The organism is Georgenia subflava (genome assembly GCF_009193155.1).
Lineage (GTDB): Bacteria > Actinomycetota > Actinomycetes > Actinomycetales > Actinomycetaceae > Georgenia > Georgenia subflava.
The window spans coordinates 731811-752973 of record NZ_VUKD01000003.1 but is presented as its reverse complement, the minus strand read 5'-3'; the positions used below and the strand labels follow the sequence as shown (position 1 = coordinate 752973).

Below are 21163 nucleotides of genomic sequence, written 5' to 3'. Positions count from 1 at the left end.
GACAAGGAGCACCTCGTGGACCGACACATCACCCTCACGCTCGCCGCCCGCGGCGTCACCTGCACCGCCCGGCTGCTCGACGCCGAGGCACCGCGCACCGCGGCCGCCGTGTGGGACGCCCTGCCGCTGGCTGACCAGGTCTTCCACGGCAAGTACGCGCGGAACGAGATCTACACCCTGGTGCCGGCGTTCGCGCCGAGCGAGCCCGGCCCGGAGAACACCACGATCACACCGATCCCCGGGGACGTGTGCTACTTCGACTTCACCGGCGGCAGCCTGGCGAACCCCGCCTACGGGTACCAGGAGGGCACCGGGACCGCGCAGGGCGCCGGCGTCGTGGACCTGGCCCTGTTCTACGGCCGCAACAACCTGCTCATCAACGGCGACCAGGGCTGGGTGCCGGGGAACGTGTTCGCCACGGTCGTCGACGGACTCGTCGAGATGGCGGCGGCCTGCCAGGACGTGTGGATGGGCGGGGCGCGCGGGGAGACGCTGGTCATCGCCCGAGCCTGACCGGGGCCCGGTCAGCGCAGGACGCGGTAGCGGAGGTGGGTCTCGCTCGCGAACGCCGACGTCTCGACGCGTTCCAGCTCGATGCGCTGCCCCAGCCCGGCGAACAGCGAGATGCCCTCACCGAGCAGGACCGGCGCGACGTCGAGGTGGAGCTCGTCGACGAGTCCGAGCAGGAGGCACTGTCGCGAGATGCTTCCCCCGAGCAGATTGACCCACTCGTCACCCGCCGCCTGCTTGGCCGCCTCGACCGCCTGCGCGACGTCGTCGACCACGAAGGTGTAGGTGACGCCGTCCCGCTCGATCGGCTCGTGAGCGCTGTGGGTCATGAGGTACACCGGCACCTTCAGCATGCCGCCGTAGGGGATCTCGCCGTCTTCGACGGTCTGCGCCTTGTTCGCTCCTCCGACCACGGCGCCGATGCGATCGATGACCTTCTCGACGACGGCGTCGTCCTCGGGAGCTGAGGGGCGACCGAACATCCAGTCGACCCCGCCGTCTGCGTCCGCGATGAATCCGTCGACGGTCACCGTCGCATGGACGATCACTCGAGCCATGAGCTGCTCCTTCTCGGTAGAGGTGAGTTGCTCGGCTTACCTCTGCGAATCTACCCAGTCACCATGAGGCGAGTCAAGAGACTCACCTCATGGGATACTGGGTGAATGTCACGCGAGCTCCCCTCGTACCACCGTGAGGTCGCCGCGAAGAACCGCGCGACGATCCTCGACGCGGCTGTGCGACTGTTCCTCGAGTCCGGATACGACCGCACGTCGCTGGCACGCGTCGCCGAGGGCGCGGGCGTCTCCAGGGCGACCCTGTTCAAGCAGTTCCCGACGAAGGCCGCGCTCTTCGAGGCGACGGTGCTCGCGGCGGGTGGGTCGCCCGACGCGGAGCCCGTCGACCTTCCGACGGGGGACTTCCACGCGGGCTTGGTGGTGCTGGGCCGCGCGTACGCGGAGCTGCTGACCCGCCCCCACATGGTTGCCCTGATGCGGGTCGTGATCGCCGAGTCGCCGAGGTTCCCGGAGCTGCGCGAGCGCACCTTCGATTTCGGCACGCTGCCGGTGCTCGCGGCCCTCGGACGCTATCTCCGGGCGGAGCACGCGGCGGGAACCGCCGACATCGAGGATCCGGATGTCGCGTCGGCCCAGTTCCTCGGCATGATCGCGTCCGCGATCTTCTGGCCGCGCCTCGTGCACGGCACATGGTCGATCACCGACGACGAGCAGCTCCGCGCCGTCGACGAAGCCGCTCGCACGATCGCCGCACGCTACGCCGCGCCCGGGGGCTAGACGCACTAGACGACGGCTTAGTCGCGCGCGTCGAGCCGCTCGGCTGGGCCGCGTGCGCGGCCGGCAGGCAGCCCTGGCCGAACGTCGCCGGCGCCACATCGCCAGAGCCCTGCTCGAGATCGGCGGATTCCGACCCCACCAGCACGCTCGTTCGCGACGAGCCGAGAATGTCGCTGCGTCTCCCGCGCGCCGTGGCCATACTGTCGGGATGCTGATGCCTGCCGTCGAGCTCCACGTCCACCTCGAGGGGACGCTCGAGCCCGAGCTGATCTTCGCCCTCGCCGAGCGCAACGACGTCGAGCTGCCCTACACGGACCTGGACGACCTGCGCTCGCGCTACTCCTTCACGGACCTGCAGAGCTTCCTCGACCTCTACTACGCGAACATGACGGTGCTGCGCACGGCCGCCGACTTCGCCGACCTGACCAACGCCTACCTCGCCCGCGCCGCCGAGGCCGGCGTGCGGCACGCCGAGGTGTTCCTCGACATCCAGGCCCACACCGGCCGCGGGATCCCGGCGGCCGAGGTGCTCGCCGGCGTCACCGGGGCACTCGGCGCCAGCGAGCGCGAGCACGGCCTCACCTCGGGGCTCATCGTGACGTTCCTGCGTCACCTCCCCGGCTCCGAGGCGCTCGCCGCGCTCGAGGAGATCCTGGCGCTCGACGTCCCGTTGCTCGGTGTCGGCCTGTGCTCGACCGAGCTGACCAGCCACGCGTCGGAGTTCGCGCCGGCGTTCGACCTCGCCCGCGCGAACGGGCTGCGCCTCGTCGCGCACGCCGGCGAGGAGGGCCCGCCGCAGAACGTCACCGACGTGCTCGACATTCTGAAGGTCGAACGGGTCGACCACGGCGTGCGCGCCATGGAGGACCCCGCGGTGGTCGAGCGGCTCGTGCGCGAGCGCGTCCCGCTCACCGTGTGCCCGCTGTCCAACGTGCGCCTGCGCGTGGTGGACACCATCGCCGACCACCCGCTGCGCGCCATGCTGGACGCCGGCCTGGTCGTGACCGTCAACTCCGACGACCCGGCGTACTTCGGCGGCTACGTCGACGAGAACCTCCGGCAGGTGACCGAGGCGCTCGATCTCGGACCGCAGGAGCTGACGACCCTGGCCCGCAACGGGGTCGCGGCCGCCTTCGTCGACGACGCCCGCCGGCAGGAGCTGTCCGCCGAGGTGGACGCCTGGGCGGCGGGGGTCCGTCAGACCTCGTAGGTCTCGGTACGGCCTGCAGGTGCTCGGCCGTACCTACACGTGCACGGCAGGGCCCGCAGGTCCTCGGCAGCCCTGCAGGAGTTCGGCAGTACGTAGAGGTGCTCCCGTACGACCTACAGGTGTCGCGTCTTGGTGCGCCAGCCGCCCTCGTCGTCGCCCTCGGCGTCGCCGTCCTCGGTCGTGGCTCGGCCCGCGTTGCCGCGCACGCCCAGGTCCACCTGGTACATGGCGCCGATGACCTTCAGGACGTCCTCGAGGGGCTCGTCGGAATCGATCGTGAGCTTCATGGGGCTGACTCCTCAGTGGTTTCGATCCCCCGTGGCTGGAGCGTAGTGCCGTCCGACGCGCGGCGACGAGGAAACTCGTCACCGATGTGCCGACCGGCGGGCCGCGCACCCCGTCATCGCCCGGTGGCGCGCAACCGGCCTTGCACCGCGTGCCCCTCGGGCGTTCGCGCCGCGCACCCCTCGGTGCCGAGCCCGCACTCCTCGGGCCCGAGCCCGCACTCCTCGGGCCCGAGCCCGCACCCTCGAGCCAGTACCCGCGCCCACGCCCTCGCGCCCGAGCCCGCCCTCAGAGCCCGCGCCCCTCGACCCGACCTGCGCCGTCGTGTTGAATGGCCAGAACTGGCACTGGTGCCGTTTGTCCCCGACGACCGGAGGCTCCCATGCGGGTCGAGTCGAGCATGACATCGCTGTCCTGGATCCCCTCGGACTCGGTCCGGGGCTGGCTCAAGGCCGGGTTCGACGTCGGGCTCGCCCACTACGACACCCCACCGCTTGACTCCCTGACCGGGCTCGACCAGGTGCACCAGCTGCGCGCGGACGACCGGTTCCGCTTCGCGAACCACCTGTCCGCCTGGGCGGAGTTCGACGAGCTCGGGGCGCCGGTCGAGTGGGGGTTCGCGGAGGAGTCGGGCATCGTCATGGGCTCGACGACGGTGCGCGTCGCCAGCGTGGGCGCCACCTTCGGCGGCTACTCCCTGCCGACCCTGCAGCAGGAGCCGGTGGTCGAGCCGGGGAGCGTCCACTTCGCGCAGACGGCGGGCGGGCGCACCGGCGTGCCGCTGCCGCGGCCGGTCCCGCACGCACCGTTCGTGCTGTGGCAGGCACCGATCGTGTGGACCACCCTGGCCCTGACCCTGCGCTCGGACGGCACCACCGACATCGCGATGCCGGGCGCGAGCGCCTTCCCCCGGCACTGGGTCTTCGGCCCCGACGGGGCGCTGGCGCTCAAGTCCGGCCTGACCGACCTCGACCACTGGATGGCGCACTCCTTCGGCCCGCGGACCCCGTGGGGCAACCAGGACTCCGAGGCCCTGGTCACCGAGGCCGAGAGCTCGCTGGAGCGCCAGCTCTCCGAGGGCATCATGCGCGGCGGGGGGCGTCCGGAGATCCGCCGTGCGCCGGCCGGGACGACCGTGACCACCCAGGGTGAGCCGGGCGAGGAGATCTTCCTGGTCCTCGACGGCGTCCTCGTCGTCGAGGTCGACGGCGCGCAGGTGGCGCAGGTCGGGCCGGGCGCGGTGCTGGGGGAGCGGGCGGTGCTCGAGGGCGGGGTGCGGACCTCGACCCTGCGCGCCATGACGCCGGTGCGCCTGGCAGTCGCCGGGGCCCGCTCCCTGGACCTGGAGAAGCTGCGTGCCGTCGCCGAGCTCCATCGGCGCGAGGAAGCCTGACGCCACGACGATGGCCGGGGCGCAGACGCAGCAGGAGGTGCCCGGGACCGGTCCGGAGCAGCTGCCCGAGGGCACCCTCACCCTGCTCTTCTCCGACGTCGAGGGGTCGACGGCGCTGCTCGCCCGCCTGGGCGAGCGCTACGCCGAGGTCGTCTCGCTCCAGCGGCGCATCCAGCGCTCGGCGTTCGCCCGGCACGGCGGCCACGAGATGGGCACCGAGGGCGACAGCTTCTTCGTCGTGTTCGCCACCGCCGGCGCCGCGGTCGCCGCCGCCCTCGACGCGCAGCGCGAGCTCGGCGCGACCGCCTGGCCCGAGGGCGCCAGGGTTCGGGTGCGCATGGGGCTGCACACCGGCGAGCCGGTCCGGCACGAGGACGGCTACGTCGGCATGGACGTCCACCGGGCCGCCCGGGTGGCGGCCGCCGCCCACGGCGGGCAGGTGCTCCTCACCGAGGCCACCTGCCGGCTGGCGACGGGCCAGGTGAGCGCCGACTTCACCGACCTCGGTGAGCACCGGCTCAAGGACCTGCCCGGCAACGAGCGGCTCTACCAGCTGCGCGCCGACGGGCTGGCGACCACCTTCCCGGCGCCGAAGACTCTCGGGTCGGGCGCGACGGTCCCGCAGTTCCCCACCACCCTCGTCGGACGCGCCCGTGAGCGGGCGCAGGTCGGCGGCCAGCTGCTCGACCCAGCCGGCCGGCTCGTGACGCTCACCGGGCCCGGCGGAGTTGGCAAGACCCGGCTGGCCATGGCCGTGGCGACCGACCTGTCCGGACACCTCGCCGACGGCGTGTACTTCGTGCCGCTGGCCAGCGCCCGCGGCGACGAGGTGATGTGGTCCTCGCTGGCCGACGCCCTCGGCGTGAACGAGGAGGCCCGGACGCCCCTCGCCCTGCTGGACTACCTCGCCGGCCGGGAGGTCCTCCTCGTCCTGGACAACCTCGAACAGCTCGACGGCGCACCGTCGATGGTCGACCAGATCGTGCGGACCTGCCCACGGGCGCGGGTCCTCGCCACCTCCCGACGGCCCCTGCACGTGGTGGGCGAGCACCAGCACCCGCTGGCGCCCCTGCCGCTACCCGGCCCCGACGCCGGCCCCGCCGAGGCCGCCGCCTGCGACGCCGTCGACCTGTTCGTGCAGCGCGCCAGGCTCGTGCGGCCCGGCTTCACGCTCACCGCGGAGAACGTGGGCGACGTGGTCGCCGTGTGCCAGCAGCTCGACGGCCTCCCGCTCGCGATCGAGCTCGTCGCCGCCCGGGCCAGGCTGCTCGGCCCGCGGGCGATGCGCGCCCGGGTCGAGCAGGGTCTGGAGCTCGCCGGCACGTCCCTCGGGCTCCCGGACCGGCAACGCACCCTGCGCGCGGCGATCGCCTGGAGCCACGACCTGCTCCCACCCCCGCTGCAGGCAGTCTTCCGCCAGGTCAGCGTGTTCGAGGGCGAGTTCGACCTCGACGCCGTCGCCGCCGTCGTGGACGACGACGCCGACCCCCTCGACCTGGTGGGCGAACTGGTGGACGCCAACCTCGCCCTCGTGCGCGAGGGGCCCGACGGCGAGCCGCGGGTACGGGTGCTGCGCACCATCGCCAGGTTCGGCCGCGAACGGCTGGCCGAGCACGGCGAGACCGACGCCGTCCGCCGCCGCCACGCCAGGCACTTCCTCGCCGTCGCCGAGGGCGTGCGGCCACAGCTGCGCTCGGCGGCCCACCTGGCGGGCCGGGACCGCCTCGCCGGCTCGCTGGCGGACCTGCGCGCCGCGCTGGCGTGGTCGCTCGGAACTGACCAGGGCGCCGAGCCGGCCGACCTCGCCACCGGGCTGCGGCTGTGCGAGCAGCTGTTCTGGTTCTGGTACGCGTGCGGCTACCAGCCCGAGGGGCGGCGGTGGCTCGGTGCCGCCGTCGCCGCGGCCGCCGGGACGGAGGGGCCCGAGCTCATGGCGGCGCTCCACGGGCTCGCCGTCCTGGTGCTCCAGCACGGTGAGCCGGAGCGGGCGCGCGAGATGCTCACCCGCACGCTGGATCACCAGCGCCGGACGGGCAGCCCGTCGGACGTGGCGTCCGAGCTGAGCTCGCTGGCGATGGCGAACCGTGCGCTGGGAGAGTCGGGCCGCGCCAGAGACCTCCTGGAGGAGGCGATCGGCCTCGCCCGCGGGGCGGGGGAGCGGGCGCACCTGGCCAGCGCCCTGTCGAACCTCGCCGCGCTGGAGATCGACGCGGGCCGGCACGACAGGTCCCTGGCGCTCCTGACCGAGACGCTTGCGATCGACCACGACCTCGGGGACACCTGGGGCACGGCGGCCGACCACGTGAACATCGCGACGGCGCTGCTGCGGGCCGGGCGGCTCGAGGAGGTGGCGCAGACCCTGGCCGAGCACGGCCCTGCCGTCGTCGCGCTCGGCGACGTCGAGCTGACGGTGGACGTGCTGGAGATCGCCTGCGCGCTCGCCGCCCGGCGGGGAGAGGCCCGCCGTGCCGCCCGGCTCCTCGGGGCCGCCGGGGCGATGCGCAGGCGCGCCGAGTTCGCGATGACCGCACCCGACGAGGCGTACCTTCAGGAGCAGGTCGAGCTCGTCCGCAACGGCAGCGACGCCGCCCGGTGGGCGCAGGACCTCCAGGACGGGGCGCGGCTGGACGTGGAGGAGGCGGCGCGCGAGGCGGTCGGGGGCTCCGCCGTCGGGTAGGGCCGTCGTCGGTCCGGGCGTCGGTGGGCGCCCGGACGTCGGTGGGTCCGGACGTCTGTGTGCCGGCCTGTCTACCGGGCGGTGTGCCGGCCTGTCCGGCCGCCGGCGTGCAGGCCGGGACCTTCGTCCCGCGCCCCGGGCCGGTCGTGCGCGCGACGATGCAGGACGGGGCACGCACGCCGCCCTGCCGCCGGCTGCCGGCGGTGACCATCTCGCTCCGGGACGCCGCCCATGAACGCACCAGCCGCCGTCGTGCTCGCACCGCCCGACACCGACGACGTCGAGCGTCCGCCCGCACGTGCCCGGCACCGCGGCGCCTTCGCCGTGATGCTGGTGTCGTCGCTGCTGAGCCTGGTCGCCTCGCTGGTGCTGTCGGTGGACGCGGTGCGCCTGGCCGCCGACCCCGGCGTCGCCCTGAGCTGCAACATCAACGAGGCGATCTCCTGCGGGACCGTCGCCCAGGCGTGGCAGGCGAGCCTGCTGGGCTTCCCCAACGCCTTCCTCGGCCTCGTCGCCGAACCGGTCGTCATCACCCTGGCGGTCGCCTCGCTCGGCGGGGTGCGCTTCCCGCGCTGGTTCATGAACGCGGCCCAGGTCGTCTACCTCGCCGGCCTCGTCCTCGCCTACTGGCTCTTCGCCCAGTCCTACCTCGTCATCGGGTCGCTGTGCCCGTGGTGCCTGCTCATCACGGTCTCCACGACGACGGTCTTCGTCTCCCTGCTCCGCGTGAACCTGATGGAGAACGCCTTCGGCCTGCCGCCCGTGCTGCACGAGCGGATCTCGTCGTGGCTGCGCATGGGCGTGGACTACGCCCTCGAGGCAGTCCTGTTCGTCGTGCTGGCGGCGGCCATCCTGCTGAAGTACCAGGCCGCGCTGTTCTGAGCCCCGAACGGTGCGCCGGTCGCGGGTGTCAGGGCTCGATGTCATCCTGTCCACCGTCGAGCCGCGGATCATGGAACAGTCACGAATGCGCATGCGTTGGACAAGTGTGAGCAACGCAGCGCAGGACCCCGACCCCGGAACCGCCGTCGAGACACCTGCCGTGGCGGCGCAGCACACCCGGCGTCTGGTTCGGGGCACCGAGCCCCGGTCCGACCTGGCCGAGACCCTGGAGCTCGTCGACGAGATGACGGCGATGACCCGTTCGCACGAGCACGTCTTCGGCGCGATCGAGAGGCTCACCGGCGTCCGCCACGGCGAGCTGCAGGCCCTGGGTGCGGTCGCCGACGGTGCCGACCACCCGCGTTCCGTGGCCCGCAGCACCGGCCAGACCGAGGCGGCCGCGGCCGCCACCGTCGAGGGCCTCGTGGCGCGCGGGCTGCTCGGCAGGCACCACGACGCCCGGGCCCCGCGGTCCGGAGAGCCGGCCCTGGTGCACGTGAGCGAGTCCGGCACCGTGCTGATCCACCAGGCCGAGGCGCTGCGCTACCGGCTCGTCGACGCCGTCATCGACAGCCTGGACGAGTCGGAGGCCGTGGAGTTCCGCGGGGCGGTAGAGCGGGCGACGGCCGCGTTCGACGTGCGCAACCGGGTCCCCGCACGCGCCGAGCTCGTCGCCCAGCTCGTGCCCGACGCCTCCTGACCCGCGTGGGCCCCGGCGTCGCGCCCTGCAGTGTCCGGTGTCCGGTGTCCCGACGTCCGGCCGTCGGTCACAGAGGTCGCAGAGCGGCGGCCTTCGCCCGCAGCACCGCCTGCTCGCGCGCGTTGGCGGCCAGGCCTGCCGCGGTGACCAGCTCCGACCGCGCCTCGTCCGTGCGGCCGAGGCGGGCGAGCAGCTCGCCGCGGACGCTCGGCAGCAGGTGCGAGCCGCGCAGCGCGCCGTCCTCGGTCAGCCGGTCGACGATCGGCAGGGCGTGGGCCGGGCCGGACGCCATGGAGACCGCGACCGCCCGGTTGAGCTCGACCACGGGGCTCGGCGCCAGCCGGCCGAGCGCCTCGTAGAGCAGCACGATCCGCTCCCAGTCGGTCTCCTCGACGCTGGGCGCCACCGCGTGGCACTCGGCGATCGCCGCCTGCAAGCCGTAGCTGCCGCGACCGCGGCCCACGGCGTCCGCGCGGTCCAGCGCGGCGCGGCCCCGGCCGATCCGGGCACGGTCCCAGCGGGAGCGGTCCTGGTCGCCGAGCAGGACCGGGGAGCCGTCCGGGGCGACGCGCGCGGCGAACCGGGACGCCTGGAGCTCCATCAGGGCCACGAGCCCGTGCACCTCCGGCTCGCGCGGCAGCAGCCCCGCCAGCACCCGACCGAGCCGCAGGGCCTCGTGGGCGAGGTCGGGCCGGATCCACCGGTCGCCCGAGGTCGCGGCGTACCCCTCGGTGAAGATCAGGTAGACCACGCCCAGCACCGCGCCGAGCCTGTCGGTCCACTCGGTCGGGTCAGGAGGCTCGAACGGCACCCGCGCGGCGGAGAGGGTCCGCTTGGCGCGGACGATCCGCTGCTGCACCGTCGGGACCGGCACGAGCAGCATGCGCGCGATCTCCTCGGTGGTGAGACCGGCCACGACCCGCAGGGTCAGGGCGACCTGCGCCTCGCGGGACAGCACCGGGTGGCAGGCGGTGAAGACGAGCCGCAGCACGTCGTCGTCTATCGGCTGCCACTCGTCGTCCGTCGTCTCGGAGAGGTCGTGCGCCATGGCCCGGTAGCGCTCGTCGAGCCGGTCCCGGCGCCGCCACCCGTCGATCGCCCTGCGCTTCGCGACGGCCGTGAGCCAGGCGCCCGCGTTGCGCGGGACGCCCGACTCCGGCCACCGGGCGAGGGCCTCGACCAGAGCGTCCTGGGCGAGGTCCTCCGCCAGGCCGACGTCGCCGGTCATACGGGTCAGCGTCGACACGATGCGAGCGCTCTCGATCCGCCAGACGGCGTCGACGGTGCGCCGGACGTCGGGCACGCCGCTCACCGCCACGTGCCCGGGAGCGTGCCGCTCACTGCCACGCGCCCGGGGAGCACGCTCGCCGCCACGCGCCGGGGAGCACGCCGCTCACCGCCACGCGCCCGGGGAGCACGCCTCACTCGGTGGCCAGCTGCTCGCGCCACTGTGCCTCCTTCTTGATGTACTCGTTGTCGCTGTAGTCCGCGAAGTCGGACTCGTCGGTCACGCGGCGCACCTCGAGCTTGGTGCCCGGTCCCAGAGGGGCGCGGCTCGCCCACTGAGCAGCCTCCTCCTTGCTCGAGACCTCGATGATCCAGAAGCCGTTGAAGAGCTCGTGCGTCTCCCCGTAGGGACCGTCGGTCACGATCGGGGTCTCGGAGTCGAAGTCGACGACGAAGCCCTCGTCGGGGTCGGAGAGCCCCTCGCCCGCGAGCATCACGCCGGCCTTGATCATCGTCTCGTTGAACGCCCCCATCGCGTTGAGCAGCTCCTCGACGTCCATGGTCTTGGAGGCCTCGATGGCAGCGTCGGTCGAGCGCATGATCAGCATGTACTTCACGATGTTTCTCCTTCGTTCCTCAAGGGCGCCGGGTGCGTCCCTCTACCCATCCGTTGAACGGGGGAGCGCCGGATCGACATCGACCCGCGGCCGACCTCAGATGGCCGTCGGCGCCCAGGTCGAGTCATTTGGCGACATGGTCGAGCCAAGCACGCCCGCGCGACCCCCGACAACGCCTTTCTGGCCCCGAGCTCGCGGCGCCCCCCGGCGTGCGCCGGCGGTCCCGTGGGCGCCTGACCGGGGGTCTCGCAGACGCCTGCCGGTGGTCTCGCGGGCGCCTGACGGGGGTCTGGCGTGCGCCTGCCGGTGGACCCGTGGGTGCTTGGCGCCGGACTGCGGGGCAGCTGGCGACTCGCGGCCGCCTGACGGCAGCCGACGTGGGCTCGGGCACCGTCCTCTGACGCCCAGGCCCCGCGACCGAGCCGAAGGGTTTGTACCGGATATCGGTACGAACCCTTCGGCATCGCGTGACCCGGCTCCCTCCGGCCCGGCGTACGCCGTTCTCTTCGATCTCGTGGGCGCCTCGGTCGCCCGGGTGGGCGTTGCTATCGTCGGTAGATGGACGGCGTCCCGCTCTCCATCCACCTCCTCGGTGACTTCTCGGTCACCGTCGGCGGGCGGCCGATCCCTGACTCCGCGTGGCACCGGCGCAAGGCCACCGAGCTCGTCAAGCTCCTCGTCCTGGCCCCGCGCCACCGTCTGCCCAGGGAACAGGTGATGGAGGCCCTGTGGCCCGAGGGCGACCCCGACACCGGCGGGGCCAGGGTCCGCAAGGCCGCCTTCCACGCCCGCCGCCTGCTCGGCGTACCGGACGGCGTCGTCCTGGCCGACGGCTCGGTGGCGCTGGCGCCGGGGCACCGGGTGCGCTCCGACGTCGCCGACTTCACGGCCGCGGCCACCGCCGCCCTGCGCGACGCGGACGAGACGGCCTGCCGGACCGCCGCCGCGCTCTATGGGGGCGACCTGTTGCCCGAGGACCCGTACGCACCGTGGTGCGACGCCGAGCGGGACCGCCTGCGCTCCCTCTACCTCCGGACCCTCGCCGGCGGACGGCTCTGGGGCCGGCTCGTCGTCGAGGACCCCACGGACGAGCGGGCGCACCGCGAGATCATCCGCGCGCACCTCGCCGACGGTGACCGGTCGGCCGCGATCCGGCAGTTCGGCGAGCTGCGGACCGCGTTGCGCACCGAGCTGGGCATCTCACCGGGACGGGAGACCGTCGCCGTCTACGAGCAGGTCCTGGCCATGGACTCCGCGCCGGCCCCGACGCCGGCGGAGCGGGCGCGGGCGCTGCTCGTCTGGGCAGCGGTGCACCGCGAGCGGGCGGACCTCGCCGAGGCCGAGCGGACCGCGCTCGAGGTGCGGGCGCTGGCCGTGGACGCCGGGCTGGCGGGGGAGCTGACCGAGGCGAGCGAGATCCTCGGCCTGGTCGCCTACGCTCGCGGCTCCTGGCAGGAGGACTTCGCGCGCGAGTTCCTCGCCACGCTCACCAGCACCCCGGAGCTCGCACCGTTCCTGTTCGACGCCAACATGTGCATGAGCGAGTTCGCGCTCGGTGAGCAGGACGGTACCGACGCCGTCGGCCGGCTCGCGGAGCAGATGATCGACGACGGCGAGCGGCTCGCTGCCCCGCAGGCCCGCGCGCTCGGGCTGCTGCTGCGCGGCGAGGCGGGACTGCTCGCCGACGACGATCCGGCTCGCGTGCACGCCGACCTGACCGTGGCCGAGCGGTCCTGGCCGGCCGACGCGATCACCGGTCGTGCGCTCTCGGCGGCGCGCCTGGCTCACCTGGCCGCCCGCCAGCACGACCACGACGCAGCCGGCCGCGCGCACCGCCGGGCGCTCGGGCTGGCGCGTCGCAGCGCGATCCCGGAGCACCTCCTGCCGTGCGTCTACGGCGGTCTGCTCGAGAGCGCGCCACCGGGACAGGGCGCCGCCGTGCTCGCCGAGGCCGAGGCGGAGATCGGCGAGCTGGCGATGTGCGAGCCGTGCGCCATGGCGTTGCGGGTGGCGGCCGCGCGGGTGTGCGCCCAGACCCGTGAGACGGCCCGCGGCCGGATCTACCTCGCCGACGCCGAGCGGGTCTCGCGGATGTGGACCGGCGGGCCGTGGCACGCGGCCGTGCTCGAGGCACGGGCCCACCTCGACCACGCCGACGGAGGGGACGTCGCCGTCGTCGCCGGTCTGCTCGAGCGCGCCGCGACCGGTTTCGAGGCGGCCGGCCGTCCCCGGGAGGCGACCCGCTGCCGACGCGCGGCCGCCAGGTGGTCGGCGCACCCGTCGAGCACCCCGGGCGCTGCGGGGAACGCCGCGGGAACGGCCGCTTCCTAGCGTGGGGCGTACCGGGGTGAGAGCCATCCCGGTGCAGCACCGAGGAGGTAGTCATGCCGCTCTTCATGGATGTTCACCGCACCGTTCCCGACGGCGCCGACGCCACAGCGGTCGCCCAGGCTCACCAGGCCGACCTGAAGGTGCAGGAGAAGTACAGCACCAGGTACCTCAAGTACTGGCTCGACATCGACGCCGGCAAGATCTTCTGCCTCGTCGACGCCCCCGACGCCGAGACGGCGCACGCCGTGCACCGCGAGGCGCACGGCCTCGTCGCCGACGAGATCTATCCCGTCGTGCAGGGCTGACCGCCGTCCGTGCGGCGGAGGGCACCGAGGGGAGACTCCCGCCCGGCAGCTCGCCGGCACCCGAGCGGGGCCGCTCAGGAAACTCCTTCGCGCGACGTCGCCGTCCCCTAATCTTCGACGGTGACCACGCACCACGACGTCGTCGTCCTGGGCGCCGGGCCCGGCGGCTACGTCGCCGCGATCCGGGCGGCCCAGCTCGGTCTGCGCGTCGCCGTCGTCGAGGAGCGCTTCTGGGGCGGGGTGTGCCTGTCCGTCGGGTGCATCCCGTCCAAGGCGCTGCTGCGGAACGCCGAGCTCGCGCACATCTTCACCCACCAGGCGGACACGTTCGGCATGTCGGGAGACGTCACCTTCGACTACGGCGCCGCCTTCGACCGCAGCCGGACCCTCGCCGCGGACCGGGTGAACGGCGTGCACCACCTGCTCGCCAAGAACCACGTCGAGCAGCTCTACGGCCGGGGGACCTTCCAGGACGCGCACACCCTCGGGGTCGAGCTCGTCGACGGCGGCACCCAGACGGTGACCTTCGACAACGCGATCATCGCCACCGGGGCGAGCGTCCGGCTGCTCCCGGGTGTGGTGCTCAGCGAGAACGTCGTCACCTACGAGCGGCAGATCCTCAGCCGCGACCTGCCGGAGTCGATCGTCATCATCGGCGCCGGCGCCATCGGGGTCGAGTTCGCCTACATCCTGGCCAACTACGGCGTGGCCGTCACGGTTGTGGAGTACCTCGACCACGTCCTGCCCAACGAGGACGCCGACGTCGCCGTCGAGCTCGAGCGCCAGCTCACCGGGCTCGGCGTGCGGGTCCTGACCGGCACCGCGGTGACCGGCGTCGACGACCGCGGCGACGGCGTCCACGTCACCGGCACCGGCTCCGACGGGCGGCCGGTGCAGCTTGCGGCCGACCGGGTCCTCGTCTCCGTCGGGTTCGCCCCGCGCGTGGACGGCTTCGGGCTGGAGACCACCGGGGTGACGCTCGCGCGCGGCGCGATCGCCGTCGACGACCACCTGCGCACCTCCGTGCCGCACCTGTTCGCCATCGGGGACGTCACGGCGAAGCTCCAGCTCGCCCACGTCGCCGGTGCGCAGGGCGTCGTGGCGGCCGAGACCATCGCCGGTGCCCCGACGACTCCCATGGGCGACTACCGCATGATGCCCCGGGCCACCTTCTGCCAGCCGCAGGTCGCCAGCTTCGGCCTCACCGAGGCCCAGGCACGGGCCGAGACGGCCGAGCTGAGGGTGTCGCGGTTCCCGTTCACCGCCAACGGCAAGGCGCACGGGCTCGCCGAGCCCCGCGGGTTCGTCAAGCTCGTGGCCGACGGCGACGGCAGGCTGCTGGGCGGGCACCTCATCGGCCCGGACGTCTCCGAGCTGCTGCCCGAGCTGAGCCTCGCCCAGCGCTGGGGTCTTACCGCCGAGCAGATCTCCCGCACCGTCCACACCCACCCGACCCTGAGCGAGGCCCTGCTCGAGTCGGCCCGCGGTCTGGCGAGCGGCACCATCAACCTCTGAGCCGGTCGCCGGTACCGCGACGGCTCCGGTCGAGCCGGCGGCGGGACAGCGGGCCGAGACATGGTGGCATCGACCGCCGTCGTAGGAGGGCGTGCCGACACCTGCGTGGCTCCGACCGCGGTGGCGGCGGTGTCGGTGCGCTCGGCTACCGTGACCTCACATCCCACCCAGCCAGGACGTCTACCCAACGTGCAGCCCTTCGAGCAGGTCGTCACCGAGCACGCCGCCACCGTGCTGCGGGTCTGCCGTGCCGTCGTCGGCCCGGCGGACGCAGACGACGCGTGGTCAGAGACGTTCCTCGCCGCGATGCGCGCCTACCCCGACCTGCCGGCGGACGCCAACGTCCAGGCGTGGCTGGTGACCATCGCCCGCCGCAAGGGAGTCGACATCCTCCGTGCCCGCGCGCGCCACGCCGTCCCGGTCGACGAGGTTCCCGAGGTCCCCACGGACCTGGGTATCCCCGGGACCGTCGACGACGAGCTCTGGGCCGCCGTGCGGGGCCTGACCGCCCGGCAGCGCGAGGCGATCGCCTACCACCATCTCGCCGGCATGCCCTACGCCGAGGTGGCCCAGCTGATCGGCGGCAGCGCCGCCGCGGTCCGCCGGGCTGCGGCCGACGGCATCCAGCACCTGCGTTCCACCCTGGAGGCACGATGAGCACGGACCCGACCCACGACCCGCTCGCCCCGGGTGCGGGGCACGACGGCGTCCTTGCCGGGCTGCAGGACGTCACCCAGGCAGACCTCGACCGGCTGCACGCACGGCTGGTCGCCGACGCCCAGGCCCGGGGGGAGCTCGACGTCGCCTACCGCACGCTCGACAGCCCGGTCGGGAAGCTCCTGCTCGCCGCCACGGACTCCGGCCTCGTCCGGGTCGCCTTCGCCGTCGAGGACCACGCCACCGTGCTCTCCGAGCTCGCGACGCGGGTGAGCCCGAGGATCCTGCACGCGCCGCAGCGCCTCGACGTCGCCGTCCGGCAGCTCGAGGAGTACTTCGCCGGGCGTCGCCGGGTGTTCGACCTGGCGCTCGACCTGCGCCTGGCCACCGGGTTCCGGCGTGAGGTGCTGGCCCACCTGCCGGAGATCGGCTTCGGCCGCACCGCCACGTACACCGAGCTCGCGGCTGCGGCCGGACGGCCACTCGCGGTGCGGGCCGCCGCGTCGGCCTGCGCGACGAACCCGGTGCCGCTCGTCGTCCCCTGCCACCGGGTGCTCCGTGCGGACGGGTCGGTGGGCGGCTACCGGGGCGGGCCGGCGGCCAAGCAGACCCTGCTCGCCCTGGAGCAGGCGGCATGAGCCGGGAGCAGCCGGCGCAGGTGGCGACCGACAGCGGCCTAGTCGTCGGCGACGACGGTCTGGCGCGCCCGGCATGGGCCGCGGCGGACCCGTTGCTGCGCGCGTACTACGACACCGAGTGGGGCCTGCCCGTGCACGGCGAGCAGGCGGTGCTGGAGCGGCTGTGCCTCGAGGGCTTCCAGGCCGGCCTGTCCTGGGTGACCATCCTGCGCAAGCGCGAGGCCTTCCGGGAGGTCTTCCACGACTTCGACCCGGACGTGGTCGCCGCGCTGAGCGACGACGACCTCGAGGTCCTGATGGGCGATGCCAGGATCGTGCGGAACCGGGCGAAGATCCTCGCCACCCGTACCAACGCCCGCGCCACCGTCGAGCTTCGCGCGGACGGCGGGCTGGAGCAGCTGGTGTGGTCGTTCCGCCCCGCGGTCACCCCGCGCCCACGCACCGTGGCCGAGATCCCGACCACCAGCCCGGAGTCCGTGGCGCTGTCCAAGGCGTTGCGGGCCCGCGGGTTCGCGTTCGTCGGGCCGACGACGGTGCACGCCCTCATGGAGGCGATCGGGATGGTGGACACCCACCTGCTCGGCTCGCACCGGCGCGGCTCGTCGGGCCTGTGGCGTCCGGACGGGACGCCGACGTGAGCAGGCCGCGGGCGGTGGCCCAGGAACCTGCGGTGAGCGGGCCGACGGACGCGGTCCGGGACGACGCCGTGCCCGGGCCGGCGGACGCGGTCCAGGACGACGCCGTACCCGGGCCGGGGGAGCAGGTGCACCACCGGGTGCGGCTGGACCGCGTCCCGCCGTTCGCCGTCCAGGACGACGCCGTACCCGTGCCCGGGCCGGGCCAGCGGGTGCGCCGCCGGGTGTGGCTGGACCTCGTTCCGCCGTTCGCCGTCGACGCGGCGCTTGCCGCGCTGGCCGCTCACGCGGTGCCGGGCGTCGAGGTGGTCGACGTCGACGCCGGCCGCAGCACCCGGACCGTGCCCGGCGGCCACGGCCCGGCCGTGGTGTCGGTGAGGCTCGGCGAGGACCGGGTCGACGCCCACCTGGACCTGGCTCACCCCGACGACGAGCCGGCCGTCGTTGCCCTGGTGCGGCGCTGGCTCGACCTCGACCACGACCCGGCAGCCGTCGCGGACGTGCTCGGTGACGACCCGGTCCTCGGTCCGCTGGTCGCCGCGCGGCCCGGCCTGCGCGTGCTCGGCCACGTGGACGGGTTCGAGGCCGCCGTCTCGACGGTGCTCGGTCAGCAGGTCTCCCTCGCCGCCGCACGCACCTTCACCGCTCGGCTGGTCGCCGCCTTCGGGACGCCGGCACCAGGCGGTCTGACGGCTTTCCCGCGACCGGAGACGCTCGCTGCCGTCGACCCGGACCAGCTGCGCGTAGCCGTGCGCGTGACTGGCGCCCGGGCCCGTACCGTCCACGCCCTGGCGGTCGCGTGCGCCGACGGGTTGACCATCGAACCGGACATGGACCCGGCCGAGACCCGGCACCGACTGCTCGCCCTGCCCGGCATCGGGCCCTGGACCGCCGACTACCTGGCGCTGCGCGTGCTCGGGGACCGGGACGCCTTCCCCGCCGGCGACCTGGTGCTGCGACGGGCGCTCGGCGGGGTGGGTGCGGCGGCGGCAAGGGCGACGGCCGAGAGGTGGCGCCCGGTGCGCGCGTACGCCGTCACCCACCTGTGGACGGCCGCCGCCTACCTCTGAGACCCGCGTCCTGGGGACGCGGCGTCGCCTTCCGCCGGCGCGCAGGCGATGACGGCCTGGCGGCGCCGACGACGTCGCCAGGGGGCAGCCGCGAACAGCCTGGGGGCGCCGACGAGGTCGCCAGGGCGCAGCCGATGACAGTCCTGGGCCGACGACGACGCCAGGAGCCGATGTCGCCAGGGACTCAGTCCGGTGCGCCGACGGCCTTGAGCTGGAGGTCGACGAGCGTCCGGACGTAGTCGTGGATACCGGCCTTGAGGTCCTCGGTCCGCTTGGGGGAGCTGACTAGCACGTGGATCAGGATCGCGCCCTCGATCGCGTCGAGCAGGTGGTGCGCCGACGTGTCGGCGGGCAGCTCGCCGGAGCTGATCGCCCGCTCGATACGCCCGTGGAGGGAGAGGACTCCCCGGCTGATGGACTCCTGGCGGATCTCGTGGAACTCCTCCGGGTTCGCCAGAGCGGCCGAGTGCAGGTGCGACACCGCCGGTCCGTACTCGCCCAGGTAGAGGTTCGCGCGCGCCTCCGCGTGCGCGACGAGGTACTCCCGCAGCGTCATCCCCTCGGTCTCCTCGGGGGTGACGTAGTGAGCCTCCAGGTCGCGCAGGGCGTCGAGCAGCAGGTCGCGCTTGTCCTTCCACCGGAGGTAGATGGAGGACTTGCCGATGCCGGCATGGGTGGCGACGCCGTCGAGGCTGAGCCCGGCCCAGCCGCGCTGGCCGAAGAGCTCGAGCACGGCCCGGTACGCGCGTTCCTCGGTGTCGGCGTGCCGAGGCCGGCCGGGCCCGCGGCGAACGGGCGTCGACCCATCGACCACGTCCGCGTGGTTGTGTGTCATCTCAGCACCCTCTCGTCAACACCTCACGCCGCTGGCCAGGATCCTGGCTCTTAGCCCGTGTTGTGAGGAGGCTACCGCCGGGGGAGGGGTTTCGAGGGTGAATCTGTGCAAAGTGCCGGGCGTGTGCGCCGGAGCACCAGCACGGGCTGCACGCGCAGGCCTGTGAGGTCCTTGCCGAGACGCCGAACGTGCCTGCGGAGGCCAGCGAGTTCCTGCCCCCGGGCGGACGTCCTGCGTCAGACCGTGACGGCCGGGGCGACCACGCCCATCCACCGGTCCGGGGCCAGGGTCCGCTCGCCGTCGTCCATCGCGTCCCAGCGCGAGCCGCGGCCACCGAGCTCCACACAGATCGCGATCGCCTCGGTGAGCAGGCGCCGCAGGCGGTCGTCGGCGTCGGAGATGCAGGCGGTCGCGATCCCCGGCACGGCGAAGTCGAGGATGACCGGTCCGGGGTGGAAGCGCACCGGCCCGGCGACGCCGTGCGCGATGAACTTCCGTGCCCAGGCCGCCGCCAGGGGGACGTCGTCCAGCGCCCAGGCCGTGGACGTACGCAGGGTGTCCGGGTCGCGGCCGTCGCTCGCGGCGAGCATGCGGTCCACGCTCAGCGCACCGACGGCGAGCGAGCGCTGGGTCTCCTCGGCGACCACAGGCAGCGCGGTCGTTGCGGTGAGCAGCGCGATCTCGTGGTCCCACCTGGGGTCCGTGCTCGTCAGGCCGATGACCGACGGGATCAGCGGGGCGAGGCGCGGGCGGGCGGCGTCGGACGTGCAGTCGTTGACCAGGCGCGCCAGGTGCGCCAGCAGCCGGTGGGTGCAGGCCGGCCGGTCGCTCCAGCGCTCGCCGGCGAGGTACGACGCCAGCTCCATGAAGCATGCGCCCTTGCGGGGGTTGCGGTGCTTGCCGCGGCCCAGCATCGGCAGCATCTCGTGATCGGTGTGCATGACCTCGCCTCCATCATCGGAGTGCTCGACTTCCGTCAAGTCTGCGCCACCTGCCGTGGCGGCGCAACGGGTGTCTGCTTGACTGGGCGGTATGACGACCGATTCCGAGTACGCGCCGAGCCCCCGGCCGCACGTCCGCGACCAGGTGGAGGAGTTCGAGCGCTCCGACGGTGCACAGGCGAACACGATGCGAGGCCTGCCGATCGTCGTGATCACCACCCGCGGGGCGCGGACGGGCAAGATCCGCAAGGTCCCGCTGATGCGGGTCGAGCACGAGGGCGACTACGCGATCGTCGCCTCCCAGGGCGGGGCCCCGAAGCATCCCGTCTGGTACCACAACGTGCTGGCGGACCCGCACGTCGTGCTGCAGGACGGCGCCGAACGCTGGGACATGACCGCGCGCGAGCTTGCCGGGGAGGAGCGGGACGCCTGGTGGGCCCGCGCCGTCGAGGCCTTCCCGCCCTACGCCGACTACCAGGAGAAGACCGACCGGCTCATCCCGGTCTTCGTGCTCGAGCGCCGGAGCTGATCGACCAGGCGTCCGGGCCGCGGCACCTCTCAGCAGTGTGCGGCGGCCACCGCCAGGTGCAGGGCGCGCTCGAACTTGTGCTCCCGGTCCTCGGCGCTCATGTCCTGCGAGCTGTCGAGCAGGTGGTCGGAGATCGTCAGCACGGCCAGCGCCTCCCGGTCGTGCTCGGCCGCCACGCCGTACAGCCCGGCGGCCTCCATCTCCACGCACAGGGTGCCGTAGTCCGCCAGCTTCTGGATCTGCTCGGCCGGGTTGCCGTAGAAGTGGTCGCGCGAGACCACCGGCGCCACGTGGACACGGTCGGAGTCGCCCGCGGCGGCGACGGCGGCCGCCACCAGCGGGTACGACGCGACGGCGGAGAAGTGGATCCCGGGGATGCGGGTGGTGTTCATGGCGGAGTCGGTGTGCGCGCCCAGGGCGACGACGACGTCGCCGACCCGCACCTTCGGTGAGAGCCCGCCCGCGGTCCCCACCCGGATGATCCGCTGCACGTCGTAGAACCTGAAGAGCTCGTTGGCGTAGATGCCGAGCGAGGGCATGCCCATCCCGGAGGCCATGACCGACAGGGGCTTGCCGTCCACCGTCCCCGTGTAGGCGCCGATCCCGCGCACGTCCGAGACCTGGCGGGCGTCGGGCATGAGGAGCTCCGCGATCCGCCGGGCCCTCTTGGGGTCACCGGGCATGAGGACGGCGGGCGCGATCTCGCCCTTCTCGGCGGCGATGTGCGGGGTGGCCATGGTGCTCCTCGGGTCGACGGGCTGCGGCGTCCATGCTCCCACGCGGCCCGCACGTGGAAGGACCGTGTGGCTCCCGTCGTTCATCCGGAGTTCATGAGAAGGCCCTCATCTGCTCATCACCGACGCCTCACGTGCGCCCGACACGCTTGCTCTCATCGCCCGGAGGCACGTCCGGGT

22 protein-coding genes are annotated in these 21163 nt (G+C 73.6%); 15 read left to right on the top strand and 7 right to left on the bottom strand.

Annotated features, from left to right (window positions below; translation table 11 throughout):
- Window positions 1-15: 15 nt before the first annotated feature.
- The gene (locus GD748_RS13335; protein ID WP_152195644.1) at window positions 16-513 is read left to right on the top strand and encodes a DUF3830 family protein; all 498 of its coding nucleotides are present in this window, start codon (window positions 16-18) and stop codon (window positions 511-513) included.
- A gap of 11 nt (window positions 514-524) precedes the next feature.
- Here the strand turns inward: GD748_RS13335 and GD748_RS13330 are convergent, their stop codons facing one another.
- Window positions 525-1067, bottom strand: a complete 543-nt coding sequence (locus GD748_RS13330) for a dihydrofolate reductase family protein (RefSeq protein ID WP_152195643.1) — start codon at window positions 1065-1067, stop codon at window positions 525-527.
- Between the two features lie 105 nt (window positions 1068-1172).
- Between GD748_RS13330 and GD748_RS13325 the strand changes: the two genes are divergently transcribed.
- Entirely contained in the window at window positions 1173-1802 is a 630-nt protein-coding gene (locus GD748_RS13325; protein WP_152195642.1) for a TetR/AcrR family transcriptional regulator, read from the top strand.
- Between the two features lie 208 nt (window positions 1803-2010).
- Complete coding sequence (locus GD748_RS13320) at window positions 2011-3012, top strand: adenosine deaminase (RefSeq protein ID WP_152195641.1); 1002 nt, start codon at window positions 2011-2013, stop codon at window positions 3010-3012.
- Between the two features lie 113 nt (window positions 3013-3125).
- Here the strand turns inward: GD748_RS13320 and GD748_RS19555 are convergent, their stop codons facing one another.
- Entirely contained in the window at window positions 3126-3299 is a 174-nt protein-coding gene (locus GD748_RS19555) for a hypothetical protein (RefSeq protein ID WP_193312939.1), read from the bottom strand.
- Window positions 3300-3697: 398 nt separating this feature from the next.
- Between GD748_RS19555 and GD748_RS13315 the strand changes: the two genes are divergently transcribed.
- From GD748_RS13315 to GD748_RS13300, 4 genes are all read left to right on the top strand, one after another.
- Window positions 3698-4690 carry a cyclic nucleotide-binding domain-containing protein gene (locus tag GD748_RS13315; protein ID WP_152195640.1) on the top strand — a complete coding sequence of 331 codons (993 nt, stop codon included), beginning with the start codon at window positions 3698-3700 and terminating at the stop codon, window positions 4688-4690.
- Complete coding sequence (locus GD748_RS13310; RefSeq protein ID WP_152195639.1) at window positions 4653-7367, top strand: ATP-binding protein; 2715 nt, start codon at window positions 4653-4655, stop codon at window positions 7365-7367. Before GD748_RS13315 ends, GD748_RS13310 begins: the two co-directional genes overlap by 38 nt.
- Before the next feature lie 231 nt (window positions 7368-7598).
- A complete protein-coding gene (locus GD748_RS13305) occupies window positions 7599-8249 on the top strand; it encodes a vitamin K epoxide reductase family protein (protein ID WP_152195638.1) in 651 nt (216 codons plus the stop codon).
- Between the two features lie 106 nt (window positions 8250-8355).
- A complete protein-coding gene (locus GD748_RS13300; RefSeq protein WP_152195637.1) occupies window positions 8356-8949 on the top strand; it encodes a hypothetical protein in 594 nt (197 codons plus the stop codon).
- 67 nt (window positions 8950-9016) lie between these two features.
- On the opposite strand, the gene GD748_RS13295 is transcribed toward GD748_RS13300, so the two are convergent.
- Both GD748_RS13295 and GD748_RS13290 read right to left on the bottom strand, forming a co-directional pair.
- Window positions 9017-10252 carry an RNA polymerase sigma factor gene (locus GD748_RS13295; protein WP_405002683.1) on the bottom strand — a complete coding sequence of 412 codons (1236 nt, stop codon included), beginning with the start codon at window positions 10250-10252 and terminating at the stop codon, window positions 9017-9019.
- Window positions 10253-10370: 118 nt separating this feature from the next.
- Window positions 10371-10793 carry a YciI family protein gene (locus tag GD748_RS13290; protein ID WP_152195635.1) on the bottom strand — a complete coding sequence of 141 codons (423 nt, stop codon included), beginning with the start codon at window positions 10791-10793 and terminating at the stop codon, window positions 10371-10373.
- 558 nt (window positions 10794-11351) lie between these two features.
- On the opposite strand from GD748_RS13290, the gene GD748_RS13285 reads away from it, so the two are divergent.
- From GD748_RS13285 to GD748_RS13255, 7 genes are all read left to right on the top strand, one after another.
- Complete coding sequence (locus tag GD748_RS13285; protein ID WP_152195634.1) at window positions 11352-13124, top strand: BTAD domain-containing putative transcriptional regulator; 1773 nt, start codon at window positions 11352-11354, stop codon at window positions 13122-13124.
- Window positions 13125-13177: 53 nt separating this feature from the next.
- A complete protein-coding gene (locus tag GD748_RS13280; protein ID WP_152195633.1) occupies window positions 13178-13429 on the top strand; it encodes a DUF4242 domain-containing protein in 252 nt (83 codons plus the stop codon).
- Between the two features lie 120 nt (window positions 13430-13549).
- Window positions 13550-14944 carry a dihydrolipoyl dehydrogenase gene (gene lpdA / locus GD748_RS13275; RefSeq protein WP_152195632.1) on the top strand — a complete coding sequence of 465 codons (1395 nt, stop codon included), beginning with the start codon at window positions 13550-13552 and terminating at the stop codon, window positions 14942-14944.
- Window positions 14945-15094: 150 nt separating this feature from the next.
- Window positions 15095-15601, top strand: coding sequence for an RNA polymerase sigma factor (locus GD748_RS13270; protein WP_226921310.1), 507 nt, complete (start codon window positions 15095-15097; stop codon window positions 15599-15601).
- Window positions 15598-16239, top strand: coding sequence for a methylated-DNA--[protein]-cysteine S-methyltransferase (locus GD748_RS13265; protein WP_152195630.1), 642 nt, complete (start codon window positions 15598-15600; stop codon window positions 16237-16239). Before GD748_RS13270 ends, GD748_RS13265 begins: the two co-directional genes overlap by 4 nt.
- Window positions 16236-16877 (top strand): DNA-3-methyladenine glycosylase I, encoded by a 642-nt coding sequence (locus GD748_RS13260; RefSeq protein WP_152195629.1) that lies wholly within the window; start codon window positions 16236-16238, stop codon window positions 16875-16877. Before GD748_RS13265 ends, GD748_RS13260 begins: the two co-directional genes overlap by 4 nt.
- 221 nt (window positions 16878-17098) lie before the next feature.
- Window positions 17099-17944, top strand: a complete 846-nt coding sequence (locus GD748_RS13255) for an AlkA N-terminal domain-containing protein (RefSeq protein ID WP_152195736.1) — start codon at window positions 17099-17101, stop codon at window positions 17942-17944.
- 184 nt (window positions 17945-18128) lie between these two features.
- On the opposite strand, the gene GD748_RS13250 is transcribed toward GD748_RS13255, so the two are convergent.
- Window positions 18129-18779: a TetR/AcrR family transcriptional regulator gene (locus GD748_RS13250; RefSeq protein ID WP_152195628.1), complete on the bottom strand. Its 651-nt coding sequence runs from the start codon at window positions 18777-18779 to the stop codon at window positions 18129-18131.
- A 236-nt stretch (window positions 18780-19015) separates the two neighbouring features.
- Window positions 19016-19720, bottom strand: coding sequence for a hypothetical protein (locus GD748_RS13245; RefSeq protein ID WP_193312938.1), 705 nt, complete (start codon window positions 19718-19720; stop codon window positions 19016-19018).
- A 91-nt stretch (window positions 19721-19811) separates the two neighbouring features.
- On the opposite strand from GD748_RS13245, the gene GD748_RS13240 reads away from it, so the two are divergent.
- On the top strand, window positions 19812-20249 hold the full coding sequence (locus GD748_RS13240; RefSeq protein WP_152195627.1) for a nitroreductase family deazaflavin-dependent oxidoreductase: 438 nt from the start codon (window positions 19812-19814) through the stop codon (window positions 20247-20249).
- Between the two features lie 29 nt (window positions 20250-20278).
- On the opposite strand, the gene deoD is transcribed toward GD748_RS13240, so the two are convergent.
- The gene (gene deoD / locus GD748_RS13235) at window positions 20279-20986 is read right to left on the bottom strand and encodes a purine-nucleoside phosphorylase (RefSeq protein WP_152195626.1); all 708 of its coding nucleotides are present in this window, start codon (window positions 20984-20986) and stop codon (window positions 20279-20281) included.
- Between the last annotated feature and the right edge of the window lie 177 nt (window positions 20987-21163).